The sequence below is a fragment of the Kiloniellales bacterium genome (assembly GCA_030064845.1).
Classification (GTDB): domain Bacteria; phylum Pseudomonadota; class Alphaproteobacteria; order Kiloniellales; family JAKSDN01; genus JASJEC01.
This window is the reverse complement of sequence record JASJEC010000064.1, coordinates 14,571-36,530: the sequence shown is the minus strand read 5'-3', so window position 1 is coordinate 36,530 and position 21,960 is coordinate 14,571. Positions and strand designations below refer to the sequence as shown.

17 protein-coding genes, 1 tRNA gene and 1 pseudogene are annotated in these 21,960 nt (G+C 68.3%); 10 read left to right on the top strand and 9 right to left on the bottom strand.

What is annotated here, in order from left to right:
• Positions 1-5: 5 nt before the first annotated feature.
• Positions 6-3,347, bottom strand: coding sequence for a S8 family serine peptidase (locus QNJ67_18155; GenBank protein MDJ0610904.1), 3,342 nt, complete (start codon positions 3,345-3,347; stop codon positions 6-8).
• 312 nt (positions 3,348-3,659) lie between these two features.
• Positions 3,660-4,091 (bottom strand): universal stress protein, encoded by a 432-nt coding sequence (locus QNJ67_18150; GenBank protein MDJ0610903.1) that lies wholly within the window; start codon positions 4,089-4,091, stop codon positions 3,660-3,662.
• 349 nt (positions 4,092-4,440) lie between these two features.
• On the opposite strand from QNJ67_18150, the pseudogene QNJ67_18145 reads away from it, so the two are divergent.
• The 3 genes and pseudogenes from QNJ67_18145 (at position 4,441) to QNJ67_18135 (ending at position 9,026) form a co-directional block, all read left to right on the top strand.
• A pseudogene (locus QNJ67_18145) lies at positions 4,441-6,498 on the top strand (hydantoinase/oxoprolinase family protein).
• Positions 6,484-8,253, top strand: a complete 1,770-nt coding sequence (locus tag QNJ67_18140; GenBank protein ID MDJ0610902.1) for a hydantoinase B/oxoprolinase family protein — start codon at positions 6,484-6,486, stop codon at positions 8,251-8,253. The pseudogene QNJ67_18145 and the gene QNJ67_18140 overlap by 15 nt, the downstream one beginning before the upstream one ends.
• Entirely contained in the window at positions 8,250-9,026 is a 777-nt protein-coding gene (locus tag QNJ67_18135) for a hypothetical protein (protein ID MDJ0610901.1), read from the top strand. The genes QNJ67_18140 and QNJ67_18135 overlap by 4 nt, the downstream gene beginning before the upstream one ends.
• A gap of 9 nt (positions 9,027-9,035) precedes the next feature.
• Here the strand turns inward: QNJ67_18135 and QNJ67_18130 are convergent, their stop codons facing one another.
• A complete protein-coding gene (locus tag QNJ67_18130; protein ID MDJ0610900.1) occupies positions 9,036-9,983 on the bottom strand; it encodes a hypothetical protein in 948 nt (315 codons plus the stop codon).
• Positions 9,984-10,062: 79 nt separating this feature from the next.
• Between QNJ67_18130 and QNJ67_18125 the strand changes: the two genes are divergently transcribed.
• Positions 10,063-10,776, top strand: coding sequence for a haloacid dehalogenase type II (locus QNJ67_18125; protein MDJ0610899.1), 714 nt, complete (start codon positions 10,063-10,065; stop codon positions 10,774-10,776).
• An 8-nt stretch (positions 10,777-10,784) separates the two neighbouring features.
• Here the strand turns inward: QNJ67_18125 and QNJ67_18120 are convergent.
• Positions 10,785-10,858: transfer RNA gene (locus QNJ67_18120), tRNA-Gly, on the bottom strand.
• A 221-nt stretch (positions 10,859-11,079) separates the two neighbouring features.
• Here QNJ67_18120 and QNJ67_18115 point away from each other — a divergent pair.
• From QNJ67_18115 to QNJ67_18090, 6 genes are all read left to right on the top strand, one after another.
• Positions 11,080-11,943, top strand: a complete 864-nt coding sequence (locus QNJ67_18115) for an OmpA family protein (protein MDJ0610898.1) — start codon at positions 11,080-11,082, stop codon at positions 11,941-11,943.
• 383 nt (positions 11,944-12,326) lie between these two features.
• Positions 12,327-12,719 (top strand): Co2+/Mg2+ efflux protein ApaG, encoded by a 393-nt coding sequence (gene apaG, locus QNJ67_18110; GenBank protein MDJ0610897.1) that lies wholly within the window; start codon positions 12,327-12,329, stop codon positions 12,717-12,719.
• Positions 12,720-12,890: 171 nt separating this feature from the next.
• Positions 12,891-13,559, top strand: coding sequence for a GTP cyclohydrolase I FolE (folE, locus tag QNJ67_18105; GenBank protein ID MDJ0610896.1), 669 nt, complete (start codon positions 12,891-12,893; stop codon positions 13,557-13,559).
• Between the two features lie 329 nt (positions 13,560-13,888).
• Entirely contained in the window at positions 13,889-15,334 is a 1,446-nt protein-coding gene (locus QNJ67_18100; GenBank protein MDJ0610895.1) for a TrkH family potassium uptake protein, read from the top strand.
• Between the two features lie 13 nt (positions 15,335-15,347).
• Positions 15,348-16,526: an acetylornithine deacetylase gene (gene argE / locus QNJ67_18095; GenBank protein ID MDJ0610894.1), complete on the top strand. Its 1,179-nt coding sequence runs from the start codon at positions 15,348-15,350 to the stop codon at positions 16,524-16,526.
• 55 nt (positions 16,527-16,581) lie between these two features.
• Entirely contained in the window at positions 16,582-16,872 is a 291-nt protein-coding gene (locus QNJ67_18090; GenBank protein MDJ0610893.1) for a chorismate mutase, read from the top strand.
• 74 nt (positions 16,873-16,946) lie between these two features.
• Here QNJ67_18090 and QNJ67_18085 read toward each other — a convergent pair whose 3' ends face one another.
• The 5 genes from QNJ67_18085 to QNJ67_18065 are packed head-to-tail and all read right to left on the bottom strand — an operon-like array spanning position 16,947 to position 21,859.
• A complete protein-coding gene (locus QNJ67_18085) occupies positions 16,947-17,351 on the bottom strand; it encodes a F0F1 ATP synthase subunit epsilon (GenBank protein ID MDJ0610892.1) in 405 nt (134 codons plus the stop codon).
• 28 nt (positions 17,352-17,379) lie between these two features.
• Positions 17,380-18,804 (bottom strand): F0F1 ATP synthase subunit beta, encoded by a 1,425-nt coding sequence (gene atpD / locus QNJ67_18080; protein MDJ0610891.1) that lies wholly within the window; start codon positions 18,802-18,804, stop codon positions 17,380-17,382.
• A 41-nt stretch (positions 18,805-18,845) separates the two neighbouring features.
• Positions 18,846-19,733, bottom strand: a complete 888-nt coding sequence (locus QNJ67_18075; GenBank protein ID MDJ0610890.1) for a F0F1 ATP synthase subunit gamma — start codon at positions 19,731-19,733, stop codon at positions 18,846-18,848.
• 36 nt (positions 19,734-19,769) lie between these two features.
• Complete coding sequence (gene atpA / locus QNJ67_18070; protein MDJ0610889.1) at positions 19,770-21,299, bottom strand: F0F1 ATP synthase subunit alpha; 1,530 nt, start codon at positions 21,297-21,299, stop codon at positions 19,770-19,772.
• Entirely contained in the window at positions 21,299-21,859 is a 561-nt protein-coding gene (locus QNJ67_18065) for a F0F1 ATP synthase subunit delta (GenBank protein MDJ0610888.1), read from the bottom strand. Before QNJ67_18065 ends, atpA begins: the two co-directional genes overlap by 1 nt.
• Between the last annotated feature and the right edge of the window lie 101 nt (positions 21,860-21,960).

Here is a 21,960-nt window from a genome sequence, read left to right as displayed (position 1 = left end):
ATCAATTACTCCGCCAGGAAGATCGAGATGGTCTCCGAGGTGTGGGTGGTCTCGGCGTCGAACGACTCCTCTTCGTCCAGGAACAGCTGAACCGAGCTGGGCGTCAGGCTGCGGTAGCGCAGGAAGACCGGGTCGACGCCGCGCGTCGTGCTGATGTCGCCGACGAAGACCGGAAACAGCCGATCGAAGGTCTGGCCGAAGGGCACCTGCCTGGGCTGGCTGCTGGCGCTGTCATTGAACACGCTGACCGCGCGCCCATCAGTCGTCATCCCGCTGCCGCGTTCCACGGCGATCCAGCTCAGGGTTTCGATGGCGTGGCCGTCGGTCTTGGCCTCTTCCTCGCTCATGGCGATGCCGAAGCCGACGGCGTTCAGGGCGGCGACCCGCGTGGTCACGGGATCTCCGCCGTTGCTGGTCTGCACAGAGGTCAGCAGCGCCGGCGCATCGACGAAGCTCGATGTAAAGGCAACCGGGTCCAGGCCGCCGCGCAGCAGGCGGCTGGTGTCCAGCGTGCCCGCCTCGACCGTCAGGCCGGCCACGCTCGTGCTGCCCGCCTCGGCCACCATGTAGAACACCCGCTCGGGGCCGTGCGAGCCGTCGAGATAGTCCCACTCCTGGTAGCGCAGTTCGAAGGACCCGGCGGTCACGTTCTGCAGGCGGATCACGCCGGGATCTTCGCCCCTGCTGGAGACCGGACGGGCGACCACCACGGGGTCGGTGTACTCGCGGAACGTCGGCACGGTCGTCCAGTTGCCCGTGATGCCCTCCACGGTGCCCCACTCCACGGGCGCCGGGAAGCTCGGCACCAGGCGGCGCAGCGCGACCGTGTCGCGCCCCCGGCTCGAGACGTCCTGGGCGAAGAGCGTGTTGCCGAGGGCCAGGACCGACAACCGCTCCTTGATGTGGGTGACCTCGGGTCCGGCCGAGGTATCCTCCTCCAGCTTCAGGGTCGAGCTCAGCACCGGCGCGAAGCGCTCGTCGATCCGCGGCGACTGGACGGCGAAGGGCACGTCCTGCCCGCCGACGTCGACCTCGCCCGAGCCGCTGGGCGAATAGAGCGCCAGGAAGCCGACCTGTTCGCTCGGATGGCCGCCGCTCATCAGCGCCTCCTCCTTGAAGAGCGCCGCCTCGAAGCCGCCCGCCGTCACGTTGCGCGCGCGCACCGTGACCGGATCGCCGCCGTTGAGGGTCTGGATGGTCAGGAACAGCGCCGGCGGCGCCGGGAAGGGCTGGGTGAAGCTCTGGGTCAGGAAGCTTCCGGTGCCGCCCAGGCTGAAACGCCCGATCTCGACGACCGAGCCGTCAGGCAGGACCTCGCCGCTCGGGTCGGAAATCAGATAAGGCACGCTCTCCGAGCCGTGGACACCGTCCAGGTTGGTCCATTCCTGGAACCGCACGTCGAAGGACGAGGCGGTGATAGTGTCCAAGCGAACCACGCCCGGCTCCGGGTCGTTGAACGTCGGCGGGCCGACAATCACCACGGGATCGAGGAAAGCGCTCGGCACCGAAACGGTCCGCCAGGCGCCGTCGATCGTCGTCTCGCCGAGCAGGGCGCCCGTGGTCAGTTCGTCCAGGGCGGCGACCGCGTCCAGGATGCCGACGCCGGAGTCCCGGTCGGGGCCGGGGGCTTCGATGTCGAGCGCCGAGTCGGCGAAGATCTGACGGATGTCGTCCTCGTTCAGGTTCGGGTTCACCGAAACCAGCAAGCCGGCGATCGCGGCGGCGTGAGGCGCGGCCGCCGAGGTGCCGAAGAAGGGGTTGAAGCCCGGTGTCGCGGTGGCGACGCCGTCGGCCGCGGTCACATCCGGCTTCTGGCGCACAGCGCCGCCGCCTTCCAGGAAGTTGCCCGGCGTGATCGGCGTGCCGTCGGCCTCGTAGAACACCTGCCGCGGCCCGTCGGAGCTGAAGGTCTCGACCACTTCCGTGCCGTCGAAGGCGCCCCCGCCGGCGCTCGCCACGTTTACCGCCGCGACGCCGAAGACGTTCTCGGTAGCAGAGTGGCCGGAGGTCTGCCCGTCCGTGGCGAACTCCAACCGCCCTCTGATGGTGTTCATATGGAGGTATCGCGCCGCCGCGCCGGCCGTCCTGACCACGACGAGCTGGAGACCGGTATCGTTGAACGGCCCTGAATCGATGCCCTCGAAGGGGTCGTCGTTGCCATCCTGAATACTGTTCGAGGCAGCAAGCACCAATGTGCCCGCCGCATTCAGCAGGTAGAGATCGTAGTCGTTGGAAGACGCACCGAAGGGATCCGACCACTGCAGGGTAATGGCAAAGGGCGGATCTGCCGTAATGGTGTTCAGGGGGGTGCCACCGAAGTCGTGGGTATCCATTCCGGCAAGGGCCGGCGGCGGCGCGATGGAGCTGAAATCACCCTCCCAGACGCCGGACGTGCCGTCGTTCAGGTTGCCGGCGTTGCCGGCCGAGGAGAAGTAGATTGCGCCGTCGGCGGTCACCTCTTCCACCGCCTGGGCAATGATGCCGTCCTGGAACACCGGTTCGGCGAAATAGAAGACGTCGTCGACGATCACGTCGCAGTCGTCGGCGCGCAGGTCCAGGATGTTCTGGGCGAACCCTGCCTGACCGCCGAACGCCGTTGCGAAGCCGAGCGCCGCGCCCGGCGCCAGGTCGAAGATGATCTCCAGCATCGCCGTGCCTTCGGAACCGCTGCCGGCTTGGCCCGGCAGCACAGCAACCGCCGGAAGATCACCGGAGCCTTGAAGGGAACCCAGCGAAGCAACACCGTCGGACAGCGCGCAGATCTTGGCGCCCGTGCCGTCGACGCCGAAGTCGGCGCGCGCCACGTTGGCGCGGTGCGCCACGTCACCCTCGGAGGTGTTGATCTTGTTGGTGATCGCCCGATCGGCCGGGCGGATCGATATCACGTCGGGCGACTGGGCGAGCGCCTCGAGCTGATCGACCGGCATACGGGCACGGACCGCCTTGAACCGGGCCTGATGGTTCACGACCCGGCCGCCGAGCGCCTCGATCCGGTCCAGCAGGGCATCGCTCACCTCGGCCTTCATGTCGACCAGGGTGGTGCCGTCGCGCGCGACCTCGATCGAGGAACGCAGGGTCGGCACGGCGCGCATGGCGGGATCGCCGCGCCGGCGCTTCATCTCGTAGAGTAGCTGCGAATTGATCTTCTGCTGGGCCGGCGTGCGCGCCGCCTTTTCTTCCATCAAGGTTTCTATCTGCTTCTTCGCGGTGTCGCTGAGCTCGACCCGCTGCGCTTGCGCGGCACTGGAGGCGCCGGCGAGCAGCGAGAGGGCGACAAGGCCGGTCAGTGCGCAGCGCGAGAGGCCGAAGCTGTCGGTGAACTTCCGTGATCTTTCAATAATGGACATCGCCTATTCCCCTTATCCCAATACCTATCCCGTAAAACACCATCCTGTCGTAGTCCTTGATTTAGCTCAACCGACAGTCCGGTTTGCAAGTGACAATTTCCCTCCCGGCGTCGGGCGTCCGACATCGCTGCCGCGCGGCGCCATTCGCCGCGGCCGCCGGCGCCGTCCTCCGGACCGGCATCCACTGCCGGATATGCGAAACTTTGCGAAACTTTCTGGGCCTCGGACGGAACCACGCCCCGGCGAAGACGCCGGGCAAGAAATGCGCAACTCGTCTGAAAGGCCCGCCGTAGCAGCGGACCGCCGGCCGCGTCAGCCCGCGAGCTTGCGGGCGACCAGAACCGAGCAGTGGGCGTGGCGCACCACCCGGGCGGCGACCGAGCCCAGGAAGTAGTCGGCGAGGCCGGGGTCGTGCGAGGCGATCACGATCATATCGGCGCTGATCTCTTCCGCGTACTCGAGGATCTGGGTCGAGGGGTGGCCCTCGCGGATGACCGTGTCGGCGCTGTCGGCCAGCCCGTTCTTGGCCGCGATACCCTTGAGCAGCGCACCGGCCTCATCCAGCGCCTTCTGGTGAAAACCCGTGGGCAACTGGGATATGACGTAGCCGGGCACCTCCTCGACCACGTTGAGCAGCACGAGCCGCCCGCCGTACTTGTCAGCCAGGTCCCGCGCGAGGCCGAGCGCCGCGCCGGCCGGCTCTTCCGCCGCGACGTCCACCGGGACGAGAATGGTCTTTATCATGCCTGCTCCCTTTCGCCGAAACCCGGCCCTCGGTCTGCGCATCCACGCCGAGGGAGTCTAGAGGGCGCCGGGAGGGGCGGCAAGGCCCCGGCCTCGGGCCGCGCCGGCACGGGGGCGCGCTGGGCGGAGAGCCGAACAAGCCCGCTTGACCGGGATTCGAGATTTCAGCTATTGGAAATCATGGCTTTGAAACGCCCCGAGTGCCGCCGCGATAGCGGCTTCGCCCTGACCGCCGGAGACTGACCCAGCCTCGGGGCCGGGCGGCATCGCGTTTCACTTCCTGACATTCCGATCCCTGCCCGGCCCCGTCGCAGCGTGACGGGTTCGTTCTCTCGTTCGGGACAGGGTCATGACCAGGCAGACATCACAACCCAAGGCACGCCTCGCCGTCGACATCGGCGGCACCTTTACCGACGTGGTGCTCGACCCCGGGCAAGGGCCGCTCGCCAGCGTCAAGGTGCCGACCACGCCCGAGGCGCCGGAACAGGGCTTCATGGAAGGCCTGCGCCTCGTCCTGCGGCGGGCGGGGCTGAGGCCCCGGGACCTCGGCACGATCGTCCACGGCACGACGCTCGCGACCAATGCGCTGATCGAGCGCAAGGGCGCCAAGACGGCGCTGATCACAACCGGAGGCTTCCGCGATTCGCTCGAGATCGGCTACGAGGCGCGCTTCGACCAGTACGACCTGATGCTGGACAAGCCGGCGCCCCTGGTGCCGCGGGAGCTTCGCTTCACCGTCCCGGAACGGGTCACCGCGGCGGGCGCGGCGTTGGAGCCCCTGGACGAAGCGTCCCTGCTCGCGCTGGTCCCCAAGCTGCGCGCCGAGCGCGTCGAAGCCGTCGCGGTCGGCTTCCTGCACAGCTACGCCAACCCGGCGCACGAGGCGCGCGCCGGCGCGTTGCTGGCCGAGGCGCTGCCGGGCGTCGCCATCACCCTGTCGAGCCAAGCTTGTCCGGAGATCCGCGAGTACGAACGCTTCTCGACCGCCTGCGCCAACGCCTACGTCCAGCCTCTCATGGCCCGCTATCTGCAAGCGCTGGAAAGTTCTCTCGCGGCCGACGGACACGCGGGACCGCTGATGCTGGTAACCTCGGCCGGGTCCATGACCGACCTGGAGACGGCCGTGCGCTTTCCCGTGCGCCTGGTCGAATCCGGGCCGAGCGGCGGGGCGATCCTGGCCGCCGTCACCGCCGCCGAGTGCCGGGAACCGAAGGTCCTCTCCTTCGACATGGGCGGGACCACGGCGAAGATCTGCCTGATCGAGGACTTCGCGGCGAAGACGGCGCGCGACTTCGAAGTCGCGCGCACCACCCGCTTCGCCAAGGGCAGCGGCCTGCCGCTCAGGATCCCGGTCATCGAGATGATCGAGATCGGGGCCGGGGGCGGCTCGATCGCCAGGCTCGACGCGCTGGACCGGATAGCGGTCGGGCCGGAAAGCGCGGGCGCCACGCCGGGCCCGGCCTGCTACGGCAAGGGCGGCCGCAACGCCACCGTGACCGATGCCGACGCGCTGCTCGGGCGCCTGGATCCCGAGCGCTTCGCCGAGGGCCGGCTCAGGCTCGATATCGAGGCCGCCGAAAAGAGCATCGAAGATGCCGTCGCCCGGCCGCTCGGACTCGAGAACCCGCAAGCCGCCCGGGGCATCTGCGAACTGGTCGACGAGGCCATGGCCAACGCGGCGCGGATCCACGCCATGGAGCACGGCAAGGACCTCTCCGACTTCGCCCTGGTCGCCTTCGGCGGCGCCGGGCCGCTCCACGCCGGGCGGCTGGCCGAGAAGCTGGGCGTCAAGCGGCTGATCGTTCCCGCCGATCCCGGTGTCGGCTCGGCGGTCGGTTTCCTTTCCGCGCCGCTGGCCTACGAGCTGGTCCGCAGCCGCTATCAGCGCCTCGCCGACTTCGACGCCGGCACCATCGACGCGCTGTTCGAGTCTCTTTCCGCCGAGTGCCGCGCGATCGTCGGCCCCGCGGCGCCCGGCCAGGAACTGCAGGAGCGGCGCGGCGCGCTGATGCGCTACTGCGGCCAGGGGCACGAGATCGAGGTCGCCGTGCCGCCGGGGCCGGTGACGGAGGAGACGGCAGGAAAGCTGCGCGAGGCCTACGCGGCCCGTTATGTCGAGCTCTTCGGCCGCAGCCTGCCGGGCAACGAGATCGAGGTTCTGACCTGGAGCCTCCTGGTCTCGACCCCGCCGGCGAAACCACTCCCCAAACCCGCCGCGCCGCCCGCGGCAAGAATCGAGAGCCCTCCCGACCGGGGAGACCTGCCGAGCTACTGGCGGCCCGACCTGCGCCCGGGCGCCGTCCTGGCCGGCCCCGCGCTGATCGTCGAGCCCCAGACCACCACGCTGGTGCCGGCGGGATTTAACGCGACGGTCGACGCCGGCGCCAACCTGGTGCTCGACCGGGAAGCCGAACCGCAGGTCGATTCGACGCAGGCCTCCGACCCGCTGCGCCTGCAGGTTCAGTGGAACCGCCTGCAGTCCGTCGTGGACGAGCAGGCCGGCGCCTTGATGCGAACCGCCTTCAGCCCGATCGTCCGGGAGTCCGGCGACCTCTCGGCGGGGATCTTCGACGTCGAGGGCCGGATGCTGGCCCAGGCCGTGACCGGCACGCCGGGCCACGTCAACACCATGGCCTCGGCCTGCGCCAACTTCTTCGACGTCTTTCCACGCGATGGAATGCGCCCCGGCGACATCTACCTGACCAACGATCCCTGGCTCGGCTCGGGACACCTGAACGACTTCGTGCTGGTCAAGCCCTGCTTCCACGCCGGGCGCCTGGTCGGCTTCGCCTCCTGCACCAGCCACCTGGTCGACATCGGCGGCCACTGCCTGGGTCCGGACGGCAGCGACGTCTACGACGAGGGGCTCTACATCCCGCCGCTCGCGCTGGTCGCGCAAGGCCGGCTGAACGAGACGCTCATGGCGCTCATCAAGGCCAACTCGCGCAGCCCGCAGCAGGCCGAGGGCGACGTCCATGCGCTGATCGCCTGCTGCGAGGTCGGCGAACGGCGGCTCCAGGACATGATGCAGGAATTCGGCCTCGGCGACCTGGGAACCCTCTCGGCCCACATCTTGGAGACCTCGGAATGGGCGACGCGCGAGCGGATCGCGGCCTTGCCCGACGGGGTCACCCGGAACGCCATGACCGTCGACGGCTACGACTTCGAGATCACGCTCCGGGCCGAGCTGACGATCGCGGGCGGCGGACTGACGCTCGACTTCGCCGGCTCTTCGGGCCGCTCCGCCTTCGGCATCAACGTGCCGCTGAACTACGCCCAGGCCTACACGGTCTTCGGCTTGAAGTGCGCCATCGCCCCGGACATCCCGAACAACGCCGGCGCGCTCCGGCCCTTCGCAGTGGCCAGCCCGCCCGGCACGATCGTCAACGCGGCCAAGCCGGCGCCGGTCTGCTCGCGCCACATCGTGGGACAGCTGCTGCCCGACGTCGCGCTCGGCTGTCTCGCCGGGGTCCTGCCAGACCGGATCCCGGCCGAAGGGGCCGCCACGCTCTGGGACCTTCCGCTGCGCGGCGGCCCGGTTGACGGCGGCGGGGGCTTCACGACGGAGCTGGTGCACAACGGCGGCACCGGCGCGCGGCCGGGCAAGGACGGCCTCTCGGCGACCGCCTTTCCCAGCGGCGTCATGGGCAGCCTGGTCGAGATCACCGAGAGCGTGACGCCGCTCCTGGTTCGGCGGCGCGAGCTGCGGCCCGATTCAGGCGGCGCGGGGCGCTTCCGCGGCGGCCTCGGCCAGGTGATCGAGCTGGAGAGCGGCGACCGGCATCCCTTCACGTTCTTCGGCACGGTGGACCGGATCCGCTACCCGGCGCGCGGCCGGGCCGGCGGTGCGGCCGGCCTGTCGGGAGCCCTGCAGCTCGCCGGCGGGCCGGCTCTGCCGGGCAAGGGCGCCAGCACGGTTCCGCCGGACGGTCGGCTGGCGGTGCGGACACCGGGCGGCGGCGGGTGGGGCGACCCGCGGGAACGGCTGCCCGAGGCGGTTGCGCAAGACGTGGCCCGGGGCCTGGTGTCGCGCGCGGCCGCCCGGCGGGACTACGGCGTCGCGATCGACGAGAAGGGCGCCGTGGACGGCGCCGAAACGGCGAGACTGCGCAGCGGCGATACAGCGGCAAGGACGGAGCAGGAGAAGGAGCCGGCCGAATGATCGAGAGGAAGAGGTCGGAAGGCTGGCCGTCGCGCGGCCGGGCGCGTCTCGGCGTCATCGTGCCCATGTCGAACACCAACCTCGAACCGGACATGATGCTGCTGCGGCCGGAGGGCGTCTCGCTGCACTTCGCGCGGGCCGGCGGCTACGACCTGAACCGGGTGCCGGACTCGGACCAGATGCGCCGCTTCGCCGAGGCCTCGCTCGACGCGGTCCTGGCCCTGCTGCTGCCGGCCCGGCCCGACGTGCTGCTCTACGGCTGCACCTCGGCGACCCTGGCCAAGGGGCCGGACTTCGACCGCGCCTTCGCGGCCAAGCTCTCCGAACGCGCCGGCGCCCCGGCGGTGACCGCCGCCGGCGCGCTGGTCGAGGCGTTGAAGGATCTCGGCCTCGGGCGGGTCGGGTTCTGCTCGCCCTATACCGAGGCGCTGAACCGGGAGGCGGCCGGCTTTCTGACCGAGGCCGGCATCGAGGTGGTCGAACAGGCCTATGTCGGCGAGGACCTGGGCAACTACGGCCAGAGCGCGCTCGAGCCCGCGGCGGTCTTCGACCTGGGCCGGCGCGCCGACCACCCCAGGGCCGAGGCGCTCGTGCTGTCCTGCACCGACATGCGGGCGGTGGAGATCATCGAGCAGCTGGAGGCGGCGACCGGCAAACCGGTCGTCACCAGCAACCAGGCCCTCGCCTATGCCGCCATGAAGCGGCTGCCTTTCGAGACCGACCTCTCGCAGCTGCCTGGGCGGCTTTTCGCGCGGCCGGTCGAGGCCGTTTGAGACCCGAACTCAGCCCGTCGGTTTGCCTGCGGGTGCCAGCAGGCGTCGGTAGACCGGCCTGGCCACGAGCGGCAGGAGGTAGATCGGGATCTGCGCCATGGCGATATAGAGCGCCAGGTCGCTACCGAAGATTTCGCCGGTGAGGACCAGGATCAGCGCCGTGTTGCGGTTGCCGGTCGCGAGCCCGAGGCTGAAGGCCTGGTAGCGGCCGCGGCGCCAGAACACCAGCGCCCCCAGCACCTGGAAGCTGAGATTGAAGCAGACGGTGGCGAGCAGGAACAGCAGGACCGTGGCGGGTTCGGTGGCCAGGCGGGCGGCGACCCCGTCCATCATCGCCAGCGCCGCCAGCAGCAGGACCGCCACGCTGATCCCGTCGAGCGCCTCGGCGTGCCGCCTGAGAGCCGCCTCCGTCAGCCAACGGCGCAGCGCCCAGGCGGCGGCGAAGGGCAGGCCGACGAAGAGCAGAAAGCGCAGATAGAACGCGGCGAGGTCGACAAAGAGCTCGACGTCGAGCAGCCAGAGCAGCACCGGCGAGAGCGTCAACGGCAGGAAGAAGGTGGTGACCACGACCAGCACCACGGCGAGCGCGGCGTCGAGGCCGATCAGCTGCGCCTGGGTGACCGATCCGACCAGGGCCGGGGCGGCCGCGTTCAGCACCAGCGCCTGGGCGAGCCCGCTCGGCACGCCGGCCGCCGCCGTGAGCCCCCAGACCAGCACCGGGCAGAGTCCGAGATACCAGAGCGTCGCCACCGCCATGACCCCGGGCCGGCGCAGCGCGGCGAAGAGACCGGTCCAATCGAGCCGCAGCAGGGAGACGCCGAGCAGCAGGGCGACCAGCGGGCCGAGGGCGGGACGCAGCGCCGACGCCAGGTCCGGCGCGGCGATGCCGAGAAAGACGCCGCCGCCCAGGAAGAGCGGCGCGTGGCGTCCCAAGAAACGGAACAGGGGAGCTGGCATGATGAACCCGGGACTGACGTTCGCCAGCCTAATGCGCTAAGAGTGCCGGCCACAATCCTCGCGGGGGAGCGGAGAGGCGATGACGCTCGATCGGATCAAGGCTCTGGTCTTCGACACCTACGGCACGGTGGTCGATTGGCGCAGCAGCATCATGGCCGAGGTCGGGGCGCTCTCGGCCGCCAGGGGTCTGACAATCGACGCCGAGGCCTTCGCCCTGGCCTGGCGGGCCGGCTACAAGCCCAAGATGGACCAGATCCGCCAGGGCGCGCGGCCCTGGGCCGACAACGATATCCTGCAGCGGGAGCGCCTCGACGAGATCCTGCCCGACTTCGGCCTGGACTCCCTGAGCGAAGCCGAGCGCGCGGCCTTCTCGCTGGTCTGGCACCGCCTTACGCCCTGGCCCGATTCGGTCGCCGGCCTGACACGTCTGAAACGGAAGTTCGTGCTGGCGCCGCTCTCCAACGGCAGCTTCGCCTGCCTGACCAACATGGCGAAGCACACCGGCCTGCCTTGGGACGCGATCCTCTCGGTCGATCTCTGCCGGCACTTCAAGCCGGACCCGGAGACCTACCGCATGGCTTATAGCCTGCTGGGGCTGGACCCTGGCGAGGTCATGCTGGTGGCCGCCCACAACTACGATCTGCGGGCCGCCCGGGCCGAAGGGCTGGCCACGGCCTTCATCGCCCGTCCGACGGAATACGGCTTGGCCCAGAGCGAGGATTTCGAGGCGGAGGAGGCGTGGGACGCCGTCGAGGAGAGCCTCGAAGCCCTGGCCGACCAACTCGGCGTCTGACGGGAGAGTGGAGCGGGCGAAGGGAATCGAACCCTCGTCGTAAGCTTGGGAAGCTTCTGCTCTACCATTGAGCTACGCCCGCGCACTTCGCTCGTTATAGGCCACAAAGCGGCGCGCCGTTCAAGACGGCGTTGCCCCGTCACCCCGCGGGCCCTGCCACAATTCGACGGCAAATCGCCTTGATTCGGGCCATTGCGGCCGGGGAAGCGCCGGATTTGACCGCCATAGATTCCTTCGAACAAGGGACCGGCGCAGGCTTGAACCGCCCGCCGGCACCGGAAACGGATTTCGGAGGATCTGACGATGAAGCGCGCAAAACTCATGGGAACGGTGGCTCTGATGGCGCTCCTGGGCGGCTGCATGGGCAACCAGGTCGAGGCGCTGCGCGACGGCGCCGAGAGCGGCGGCGAGAGCTTCACCGCCGAGCTGAGCCGCGAGTACACGCAGCTCGCGCTCTACGAAGCGGAGGAAATGTACGACTGGATCGATGCCGACCGCTTCGCCGAGAAGGCGCTGCAGAGCGCCGGCGGCGAGGCCGTGGCGCCCGAGGCGGTCGAGGACTGGGCACTGCCCGAGGACAAGGAGCGCGAGCTCAAGGAGGCCCATAGCCGCCTTCTCGCGGTACTGGCCAAGGGTGGCGCGAAGAAGGCACCGCTGCCGGCGGCACGAACCCAGGCCGGCTTCGACTGCTGGATCGAGCAGCAGGAGGAGAACCACCAGCCGGCCCATATCGCCGCCTGCCGCGACATGTTCCTGGCCAACCTGAAGGCGGTCGAGGCCGCGCTCCAGCCCCCGGCGAAACTGGTGCCGGCGAAGGCGACGCCCGGGGCCGGCCCGGCCACGCGCTTCACGCTGCACTTCGATTTCGACAGCGACAGCCTGGACCAGGACGCCGTGCGGCTTCTGGAAAAGGCCGCCGACGCGGCCGCTGGGAACCAGTCCGTGACCATCGACGTCACCGGTCACGCCGACCGGGCCGGCGGCGAGGACTACAACCTGAGGCTCTCGCTCGGCCGGGCCAACGCGGTGCTCGAGGCCCTGACCGGCAAGGGCGTCGATCCGTCGCGGATCACGATCACGGGCCGGGGCGAGACCATGCCGGCGGTGGCGACCGAGGACGGGGCGAAGGAAGCGGCCAACCGCCGGGTCGAGATCGAGATCCGCTAGTGTGATGGTTCCGAAGTTTCTGTGATCGGTCTCGTTGCCCCCTCAGGCGCGCGTCGCCCCCCTCACCCCGGCCCTCTCCCCCTACTCGGGGGAGAGGGAGGGACCCGCGGTGCAGCCGTGGGAGGGTGAAGGGGGGCTGGCCGTCATGGTCACAGGCGACAGAATGGTTATCGGAGTTTCTCGATCAGGACACTAGTGTGATGAATGCTGAAGGATCTTTCGTTCCGGGGCAGGGTCCGCGTCGAGCCGTTCCGCCCCGGGACTGTGACTTTCTTGCAACCCAACGCGCACTATCTGTCCTGCGCGCTTGGACTGCCATTCCGAGGCAAGTACACTCTCCCGGCGGAGGCACCGCCGCCGATCCGCTGCCGAGAGCGACCCCGATGTACAGCGAGACCACCCGTGAGATCCAGGTGACGGTGAAGCCGATATTCCTGAAGGAACAGTCTTCGCCGAGCGACAACCACTACGTCTGGGCGTACCAGATCACGATCGAGAACCAGGGCCGGGAGACCGTCCAGCTTCTGACCCGCCACTGGCGCATCACCGATGGCATGGGCCGGGTGCAGGAAGTGCGCGGCGGCGGCGTGGTCGGCGAGCAGCCGGTGCTGGGGCCGGGCCAGGCCTACGAGTACACCAGCGGCACGCCCTTGACGACGCCGTCCGGCATCATGGTCGGAAGCTTCGGCATGGAGACCGGCGGCGGCGAGCGCTTCGACGTCGCGGTGCCGGCCTTCTCCCTGGACAGCCCCCACGAGATCAAGCAGCTCAATTAGCGGCTGCTGGCGCAACCCCCTGATTCTAGATATATTTTATCGACAAGCCCCGGCCATGGGGACGGCAAGTTGCGCTGGCCTAGGCGGCACAAAGTGCTATGCTCCGGCCTCGGGGGAGGGGCTTTGAGGCCCGTGAACCGTGAGATCCGGCCAAGGACAAGACGAATGACGATGGAAAGCGGCGGCGCTTTGGCGGCGGAAGAGGAAGCGAACGACAAGGAACCTGCGGCCAGGGCCGCTGTGGCGCGCCCGAGCCGTGAAGAGGCCGAGCGGGCGGTCGAGGTCCTGATCCGCTGGGCCGGCGACGATCCGGGGCGCGAAGGTCTCCTCAACACGCCCGAGCGGGTGGTCAAGGCCTACGAGGGCTTTTTCGAGGGCTACCATCAGGACCCGGTGGCCCTGCTCGAGCGCACCTTCGAGGAGACCGACGGCTACGACGAGGTCGTCGCCCTGCGCAACATCCGCTTCGAGTCCCACTGCGAGCACCATATAGTGCCGATCATCGGGCGCGCCCACGTCGCCTATCTGCCCGACAAGCGGGTGATCGGCATCAGCAAGCTGGCGCGCGTCGTCGAGGCCTATGCCAAGCGGCTCCAGATACAGGAGAAGCTGACCACCCAGATCGCCAACACGATCAACGACGTGCTCAGGCCGAAGGGCGTCGCGGTGGTGATCGAGGCGGCTCATCAGTGCATGACGACCCGCGGGGTGCACAAGCCCGGCGTCTCCATGGTGACCAGCCGCATGCTGGGCCGGTTTCGCAGCGATCCCTCGACCCGCCGCGAGTTCCTCGCCCTGATCGGCTCCGACGCGGCCGCCGGCGGCCATTGGGAAAGCTAAAAAGGCCCGGCAGGGTGCTGAGAAACTGCTGAGCTCCTTCGACAAGGGGCGTCGATGGATCGCCATCCGCGACTCCCTGAAATCCGCATCTCTTCCGGTGAGGGCCGCTTCGCGACGGTTGCAAGGCGTCACGCCGCTCTCCATCATGGGCTCCTAGTGGTGGCCACGGGGGGTCGCTTCGCTTCGGGCGGTGCCGATCGGCCCGGCCCTGCTCTAACTCTTGATGCGGAGCGGATTCACGCTTTGAATCGGGGTCATGGCGTGATCTTCAAGGCGACCCGCTCCAGGCCCGAACGCCGGCGAGATCCCGCCTTCATGACGGCGCTCCCATGATCGACCTCCGCCCCATCGCCTTCGTGATCGGATTGCTGCTCGCGGTTCTGGCCGTGGCCATGCTGATCCCGGCGGTCGTGGACGCAATCATCGGCCACCCGGACTGGCAGGTCTTCACGGCCGCCTCCGGCGTGACGCTCTTCGTCGCCGGCATCATGATCTTTACCAGCCGTTCGGGCTGGTCCGGGTTCTCGCTGCGCCAGGCCTTCATCATGACCAACATGGCCTGGCTGGTCATCGCCACCTTCGGCGCCCTGCCTTTCGCCTTTTCCGAGCTGGAGCTCAGCTACACGGACGCCTTCTTCGAATCCATGTCCGGCGTGACCACGACCGGCTCGACGGTGATCACCGGCCTCGACTCGGCGCCGCCCGGCATCCTGCTGTGGCGCGCCCTGCTGCAGTGGCTGGGCGGCATCGGCATCATCGTCATGGCGGTGGCCATCCTGCCGATCCTGCAAGTCGGCGGCATGCAGCTGTTCCGCGTGGAGGCCTTCGACACCGACAAGGTGCTGCCGCGCGCCGCCCAGATCGCCGGCGCGATCGCCATCGTCTACGTCTTCCTGACCGGTCTGGCGGCAACGGTCTACTGGGCGCTCGGCATGACCGGCTTCGAGGCCGTCGCCCACGCCATGACCTCGATCGCGACCGGCGGTTTCTCGACCTCGGACCTCTCCTTCGGCCGCTTCGAATCGCCCGCCATGCACTGGGCCACCAGTCTCTTCATGGTGCTCGGCAGCCTGCCCTTCGTGCTCTATCTGCGCGCCGCGCGCGGCAATCTCACGGTCTTCTGGCGCGACAGTCAGGTCCGGGTCTTCTTGGCCATCCTGCTGGTTGCGATCGCCCTGACCGCCTACTGGCTCTGGAACCGCGAGGTCATGGGGCTCGGCGCGGCGCTGCGCTACAGCACCTTCAACGTGATCTCGATCATGACCGGCACGGGCTACGCCTCGGCGGATTTCGGCCAATGGGGCAACTTCGTGCTGATCATCATGTTCCTGCTGATGTTCGTCGGCGGCTGCGCCGGCTCGACAACCTGCGGCATCAAGATCTTCCGCTTCCAGGTGCTCTACCAGGCCGCCCGGGTCCAGCTGAAGCGCCTGATGCAGCCGAACGGCGTCTTCATCCCCTACTACAACAACCGGCCGATCCCGGAGGCCGTCGCCGCGTCGGTCATGGGCTTCTTCTTCCTGTTCATCGTTTCCTTCGCCGTCCTCGCCGCCCTCCTGGGCCTGATCGGGCTCGACCCCATAACCGCGCTTTCCGGCGCCGCGACCGCGATCGCCAACGTCGGGCCCGGTCTCGGCGACATCATCGGCCCGGCCGGCACCTTCGCGCCGCTGCCCGACGAGGCCAAGTGGCTGCTCTCGGCGGGCATGCTGCTGGGCCGGCTGGAACTCTTTACCGTCCTGGTCTTGCTGGTGCCCAGCTTCTGGCGAGCATAAGGACTCTTTCGACATGAGCGGCAGCCGCTACAGCCCCGTAGAGATGATCGAGAAGCTGGTCGGCTTCGACACGGTTTCGGCCAGGTCGAACCTGGCGCTGATCGGCTTCGTCGAGGACTACCTTGCCGGCCACGGCGTCGAGAGCCGGCGCATCGCCGGCGCCTTCGAGGAGAAGGCCAACCTCTACGCCACGATCGGACCCGACATCCCGGGCGGCGTCGTGCTCTCGGGCCACAGCGACGTGGTGCCGGTCGAGGGCCAGCCCTGGTCGCGCGATCCCTTCACCCTGGCCGCCCGGGACGGCCGGCTCTACGGCCGGGGCACGGCCGACATGAAGAGCTTCCTCGCGGTCGCCCTGGCGCTGGTGCCCGACGCCCTGGCCGCTGGCCTCAAGGTGCCGCTGCACCTCGCCATCTCCTACGACGAGGAGGTGAGCTGCGGCGGCGCCAAGGAGATGATCGCGGATATCACCGCCAACCTGCCGATGCCGCGGATCGTGATCATCGGCGAGCCCAGCGAGATGCAGCTGATCAACGCGCAGAAGGGGATCTTCAGCTTCGAGACCCTGGTGACCGGCAAGGAGGCCCATTCCAGCCAGCCGCAGCGCGCCGGCAGCGCCGTCATGGCGGCGGCAGAGCTGGTTACCTTCCTGGGCCAACTGGCCGAGGAGCGCCGGGCGAGCCCGCTCGACGACCGCTTCGAGCCGCCCTTCACCACCTTCAACGTCGGCGTGATCGAGGGCGGCACGGCGATGAACATCGTCCCGCGCCACGCCCGCTTCATCTGGGAGTTCCGCATGGTGCCGGGCGACGACAGCGAGGCCATCTTGGGGCGCTTCGAGCGGGCGGTGGCGGAGACCGTGCTGCCCAAGCTGCGCCGCCACGCCCCCGAGGCCTCGATCGAGACCCGGCGCGGCGTCCAGGTTCCGGCGCTGCGGCCCGAAGCGGAGTCGCCGGCGGAAGACCTGGTCCGTTTTCTGACCGGCGCCAACCGGGCCGGCGCCGTCTCCTATTCGACCGAGGGCGGGCTCTACCAGGAGGCCGGCTTCTCGACGGTGATCTGCGGGCCGGGCTCGATCGATCAGGCCCATCAGCCCGACGAGTACATCACGCTGGCGCAGGTCGAGGCCTGCGAGGCTTTCCTGCGCCGCCTGATCGCCTGGTCCGCCGCAAACCAGCCACGCACCGGGTGACCTTCGAGGTCGCCCCGACTATGATCGGGCGAAGACGGGCCGACGGGACGCGAGCATGCAGGACGAAACACAGGCGGTTCTGAACGAATACCGGGACAGCATCGACAACATCGATGCCGCCCTGGTGTTCCTGCTGTCGGAGCGCTTCAAGATCACCAAGAAGGTCGGCCTCTACAAAAAGCGGGCGAACCTGCCGCCGGCCGACAAGGAACGGGAGCGCTACCAGGTAGCCCGCCTGCGGGAGCTGGCCAAGACGGCCAAGCTCGACCCGGACTTTACCGAGAAGTTCCTCAACTTCATCATCCTCGAGGTGATCCGCAACCATGAGGAGATCCGCGGCGGCTGACGCGGGCGGGCTGAAAGGCTTCGAGAGCCGCACTCGTACGTACTTGTGAGGTTCCCGGCGGAGAGTCGCCCCACTCAGCCGGTGACCGCGATCATGGCCTCGGCGACGGCGATGCTCTGCTCGGCGGCCTTGCGCGCGGCCTCGTCGGTGGCGTCTTCCAGGTCTTCGCGGGCGTCCTTGAGCTGCTGCTCGGCGGCCGCCCGGTCGATTTCCGCGACTAGCATGGCTTGCTCCACCAGCACGGTGCAGCGCGCCGGGGTCACCTCGGCGAAGCCGCCGGCGACGAACAGCCGCTCCTTGATCCCGCCGCCGTCGTGTACCGCGATCACGCCCGGCCGTACTGCCGAGATCATCGGCGCGTGCTTGACCAGCACGCCGAAGTCGCCTTCGGCGCCCGGCACGACCACCATGTCCACGTGATCGGACAGCTGGAGCCGTTCCGGCGATACCAGTTCGAAGGCGAGCTTTTCCTGGACCATGCTCGGTGCTCCCGTCCAGCGTCCCGGCTCAGGCCGCCTCGGCCGCCATCTTGCGGGCCTTCTCGACCGCCTCGTCAATCATGCCGACCATGTAGAAGGCGGACTCCGGCAGGTGGTCGTAGTCGCCGGCGCAGATGCCCTTGAAGCCCTTGATCGTCTCGTCGATCGAAACCAGCACCCCCGGCGTGCCGGTGAAGACCTCGGCCACGTGGAACGGCTGCGACAGAAAACGCTGGATCTTGCGCGCCCGGGCGACCACCAGCTTGTCGTCTTCAGAGAGCTCGTCCATGCCGAGGATCGCGATGATGTCCTGCAGCGCCTTGTAGGACTGGAGGATCCGCTGCACCTCGCGGGCGACCTGATAGTGTTCCTCGCCGACCACCGAGGGGTCGAGGATCCGGCTCGTCGAGTCGAGCGGATCGACCGCCGGGTAGATGCCGAGCTCGGCGATCTGCCGGGACAGCACCGTGGTCGCGTCCAGGTGGGCGAAGGAAGTCGCCGGCGCCGGGTCGGTCAGGTCGTCGGCCGGCACGTAAATCGCCTGGACCGAGGTGATCGAGCCCTTCTTGGTCGAGGTGATGCGCTCCTGCAGGGCGCCCATGTCCGTTGCCAGGGTCGGCTGATAGCCCACCGCCGAGGGGATCCGCCCGAGCAGCGCCGAGACCTCGGAGCCGGCCTGGGTGAAGCGGAAGATGTTGTCGACGAAGAACAGCACGTCCTGGCCTTCCTCGTCTCGGAAGTACTCGGCCTGCGTCAGGCCGGTCAGGCCGACCCGGGCGCGGGCGCCCGGCGGCTCGTTCATCTGGCCGTAGACCAGGGCGGCCTTGGAGCCCGGCTCGCCGGGCTTGATGACCCCGGACTCGATCATCTCGTGATAGAGGTCGTTACCCTCGCGCGTCCGCTCGCCGACGCCGGCGAAGACGGAGTAGCCGCCGTGCGCCTTGGCGACGTTGTTGATCAGCTCCATGATCAGCACGGTCTTGCCGACCCCGGCGCCGCCGAACAGGCCGATCTTGCCGCCCTTGGCGTAGGGCGCCAGCAGGTCGACCACCTTGATGCCGGTAGTCAGCACCTCGGACTCGGTCGACTGCTCGACGAACTGGGGCGCCGGCTTGTGGATCGGTGACTTGGACTTGGCAGTTATCGCGCCGAGCTCGTCGATTGGCTCGCCGACCACGTTCATGATCCGCCCCAGGGTGTCGGGACCGACCGGCACCTCGATCGGGGCACCGGTGTCCTTCACCTCTTTGCCGCGCACCAGACCTTCCGTCGAATCCATGGCGATCGTGCGCACCATGTTCTCGCCCAGGTGCTGCGCCGCTTCGAGGACGAGGCGCTCGCCGGCGTTCTCGGTCTCGAGCGCGTTCAGGATCGGCGGCAGGTCGCCTTCGAACTGGACGTCAACCACCGGACCCATCACCTGGGTGATCTTGCCGACGAGGTTCTTTGCCATGGCCTACGCTCCTCAGTATCCTTCGGTCCGTCCGTCCGGGCCTACATTGCTTCCTTGGCGGAGATGATCTCGATCAGTTCGCCCGTGATCGCCGCCTGCCGGGTCCGGTTATAGACCAGAGTCAGGCTGGCGATCATATCGCCGGCGTTGCGGGTCGCATTGTCCATCGCGGTCATGCGCGCGCCGTGTTCGCTTGCGTTGTTCTCCAGACAGGCCCTGAAAACCTGCACCGCGATGTTATGCGGCAGCAAGTCGGCCAAAATTTCCTGTTCGTCGGGCTCGAAATCGTAGACACCGGCCGGTCCGGCGGGCGCGGGCTCGTCCGTCGCCACGCTCGGGGCGAAGGGAATGAGCTGCTGCGCCGTGACGACCTGGGTGATGGCGGATTTGAACCGCGCATAGATCATGGTGCAGACGTCGAACTCGCCGGCCTCGAACATCGCCGTGATGCGCTCGGCGATCTCCAGGGCGGTGTCGAAGGTCAGCGTCGGCCTAGCCACGTCCTCGATGGTATCGACGATCAGGTTCTCGAAGTCCCGCTTGAGCTGATCCCGGCCCTTGCGGCCGACGCACAGCAGCTTGACCGTCTTGCCCTGTTCCTGGAGCTTGAAGATGCGGCGCCGCGCCTCGCGCACGTTGGCGGAGTTGAAGCCGCCGCACAAGCCGCGATCGGCCGTGCCGACCGCCAGCAGGTGAACCTGGTCCTTGCCGGTGCCGCGCAGAAGCGCGGGAGCCCCTACGTTTTGGGCTGCGGCGGCAGCCAGCGAACCCAGCATGCGTTCCATCCGCTCGGCATAAGGGCGAGAGGCCTCGGCCTGCTCCTGAGCGCGGCGCAGCTTGGCCGCGGCCACCATCTTCATCGCCGAAGTGATCTTCTGCGTCGACCTGACGCTGGCGATGCGGACCCGAAGCTCTTTCAGGTTAGACATGGCGCGCGGCTCGACTCCCTTTCAACGTGCTGCGGCTCAGGCGAAGGTCGCCGCGAAGTTGTCCACCAAGGCGGTCAACTCCTTGTCCACGTCTTCGTTCAGCTCGCCCTTCTCGCGAATAGAGGCGAGGATTCCCTGGCCCTTGTCGCGCAGCTCGGCCAGCAAGCGCTGCTCGAACTCCGTCACCCGCTCCACGTCGACCTTGTCGAGGTAACCGCGCACGCCGGAGAAGATGACGCAGACCTGCTCCTCGACCGGCAGCGGTTGATACTGCGGCTGCTTGAGGATCTGTGTCAGCCGGGCGCCACGCGCCAGCAGGCGCTGGGTCGAGGCGTCGAGGTCCGAGGCGAACTGGGAGAAAGCCTCCATCTCGCGGAACTGGGCCAGCTCCAGCTTGATCGTGCCGGCCACCTTCTTCATCGCCTTGATCTGGGCCGAGGAACCAACGCGGGACACCGAGAGTCCGACGTTCACAGCCGGACGCACGCCCTTATAGAACAGCGCGGTCTCGAGGAAAATCTGGCCGTCGGTGATCGAGATGACGTTGGTCGGAATATAGGCTGAGACGTCGCCCGCTTGGGTCTCGATCACCGGCAGCGCGGTCAAGGAGCCGGCGCCTTGCTCGTCGCTCAGCTTGGCCGCACGCTCCAGCAGGCGAGAGTGCAGGTAGAAGACGTCTCCCGGGAAGGCCTCGCGCCCCGGCGGGCGACGCAGCAGCAGAGACATCTGCCGGTAGGCGACGGCCTGCTTGGAGAGGTCGTCGTAGACGATCACCGCGTGCATGCCGTTGTCGCGGAAGAACTCGCCCATGGTGCAGCCGGTGTAGGGGGCGAGGTACTGCAGCGGCGCCGGCTCGGAGGCCGTGGCCGCGATTACGATGGAGTATTCAAGCGCGCCCTTGTCTTCCAGCGCCTTGACGATCTGGGCCACGGTGGATCGTTTCTGGCCGATCGCGACGTAGATGCAGTAGAGCTTCTTCGACTCGTCGTCGCCCGCGTTCACGTCCTTCTGGTTGATGAAGGTGTCGAGCGCGATCGCGGTCTTGCCGGTCTGCCGGTCGCCGATGATCAGCTCACGCTGGCCGCGGCCAACCGGGATCAGGCTGTCGATCGCCTTGAGACCGGTCTGCATCGGCTCGTGCACCGACTTTCGCGGGATGATCCCCGGCGCCTTGACGTCGACCCGGCGGCGCTCGCCGCCCTGGATCGGGCCCTTGCCGTCGATCGGGTTGCCCAGCGCATCGACGACCCGGCCGAGCAGGCCCTTGCCGACCGGCACGTCGACGATGGCGCCGGTCCGCTTGACCGTGTCGCCCTCCTTGATCGCGCGGTCGTCGCCGAAAAGCACGATGCCGACGTTGTCGACCTCGAGGTTCAGGGCCATGCCCTTGATGCCGCCCGGGAACTCGACCATTTCGCCAGCCTGAACGTTGTCTAGCCCGTAGGCGCGGGCGACGCCGTCGCCTACCGAAAGAACCTGGCCGACTTCCGCGACGTCGGCCTCGGTGCCGAAGTTCTCGATCTGGTCTTTCAGAATTGCGGAGATTTCCGCGGCGCGGATGTCCATCACCCGACCCCTTTCATGGCGAACTGTAGTTTTTCGAGTTTCGTGCGCAGGGAGCTATCCATCATGCGGCTGCCGACCCGAACGACGAGCCCGCCGATCAGCGCGGGATCGACCTTGAGGTCGACTTCGACCTTGCCGCCGACGATCTTTTTCAGCGCGGCCGACAGCGCGGTCTCCTGTTCCTTGGTGAGCTCGCGCGCGGCGGTGACGTGCGCCGTGACCTCACCGCGGCGCCGCGCAAGCTCGCGCAGATAAGCGTCGATCATGGCCGGCAGGGCGAAGAGGCGGCGGTTGCCGGCGACCACCAGTACGAAGCGCCGGCTCAGGTCGCTGATCCCCGCCTTGTCGAGGATCGCCCCCATGGCCTTGGCCTGCTCGTCCCGGTCGTAGAGCGGGCTGCGGATCAGGGTCCGAAGCGCCTCGCTCTCGTCGATGAGTTTGTTGAAGGCGCGCAACTCGTCGGCGACGGTGTCGAGTTGCTTGGCGCCGTCGGCCAACTCGAACAGCGCCGAGGCGTAGCGCCCAGCAAGACCGCTCTCGCTCGTCGTCTCCCCAGCCAAACCTCTTCCCCAAGCATATACTGAGCCGACCGTCGGACGGGCGGTGGCGTGAAGACGCCGGAACTGAATGGATCGTCGACCGCCGGGTTGCCCCCACCTCC

Excerpts from the sequence above, each read along its gene's own strand:
- QNJ67_18155 (MDJ0610904.1), bottom strand. The coding sequence starts at position 3,347 with ATGTCCATTATTGAAAGATCACGGAAGTTCACCGACAGCTTCGGCCTC.
- QNJ67_18150 (MDJ0610903.1), bottom strand. The coding sequence starts at position 4,091 with ATGATAAAGACCATTCTCGTCCCGGTGGACGTCGCGGCGGAAGAGCCG.
- QNJ67_18135 (MDJ0610901.1), top strand. The coding sequence starts at position 8,250 with ATGATCGAGAGGAAGAGGTCGGAAGGCTGGCCGTCGCGCGGCCGGGCG.
- QNJ67_18130 (MDJ0610900.1), bottom strand. The coding sequence starts at position 9,983 with ATGCCAGCTCCCCTGTTCCGTTTCTTGGGACGCCACGCGCCGCTCTTC.
- QNJ67_18125 (MDJ0610899.1), top strand. The coding sequence starts at position 10,063 with ATGACGCTCGATCGGATCAAGGCTCTGGTCTTCGACACCTACGGCACG.
- QNJ67_18115 (MDJ0610898.1), top strand. The coding sequence starts at position 11,080 with ATGAAGCGCGCAAAACTCATGGGAACGGTGGCTCTGATGGCGCTCCTG.
- apaG (MDJ0610897.1), top strand. The coding sequence starts at position 12,327 with ATGTACAGCGAGACCACCCGTGAGATCCAGGTGACGGTGAAGCCGATA.
- folE (MDJ0610896.1), top strand. The coding sequence starts at position 12,891 with ATGGAAAGCGGCGGCGCTTTGGCGGCGGAAGAGGAAGCGAACGACAAG.
- QNJ67_18100 (MDJ0610895.1), top strand. The coding sequence starts at position 13,889 with ATGATCGACCTCCGCCCCATCGCCTTCGTGATCGGATTGCTGCTCGCG.
- argE (MDJ0610894.1), top strand. The coding sequence starts at position 15,348 with ATGAGCGGCAGCCGCTACAGCCCCGTAGAGATGATCGAGAAGCTGGTC.
- QNJ67_18090 (MDJ0610893.1), top strand. The coding sequence starts at position 16,582 with ATGCAGGACGAAACACAGGCGGTTCTGAACGAATACCGGGACAGCATC.
- QNJ67_18085 (MDJ0610892.1), bottom strand. The coding sequence starts at position 17,351 with ATGGTCCAGGAAAAGCTCGCCTTCGAACTGGTATCGCCGGAACGGCTC.
- atpD (MDJ0610891.1), bottom strand. The coding sequence starts at position 18,804 with ATGGCAAAGAACCTCGTCGGCAAGATCACCCAGGTGATGGGTCCGGTG.
- QNJ67_18075 (MDJ0610890.1), bottom strand. The coding sequence starts at position 19,733 with ATGTCTAACCTGAAAGAGCTTCGGGTCCGCATCGCCAGCGTCAGGTCG.
- atpA (MDJ0610889.1), bottom strand. The coding sequence starts at position 21,299 with ATGGACATCCGCGCCGCGGAAATCTCCGCAATTCTGAAAGACCAGATC.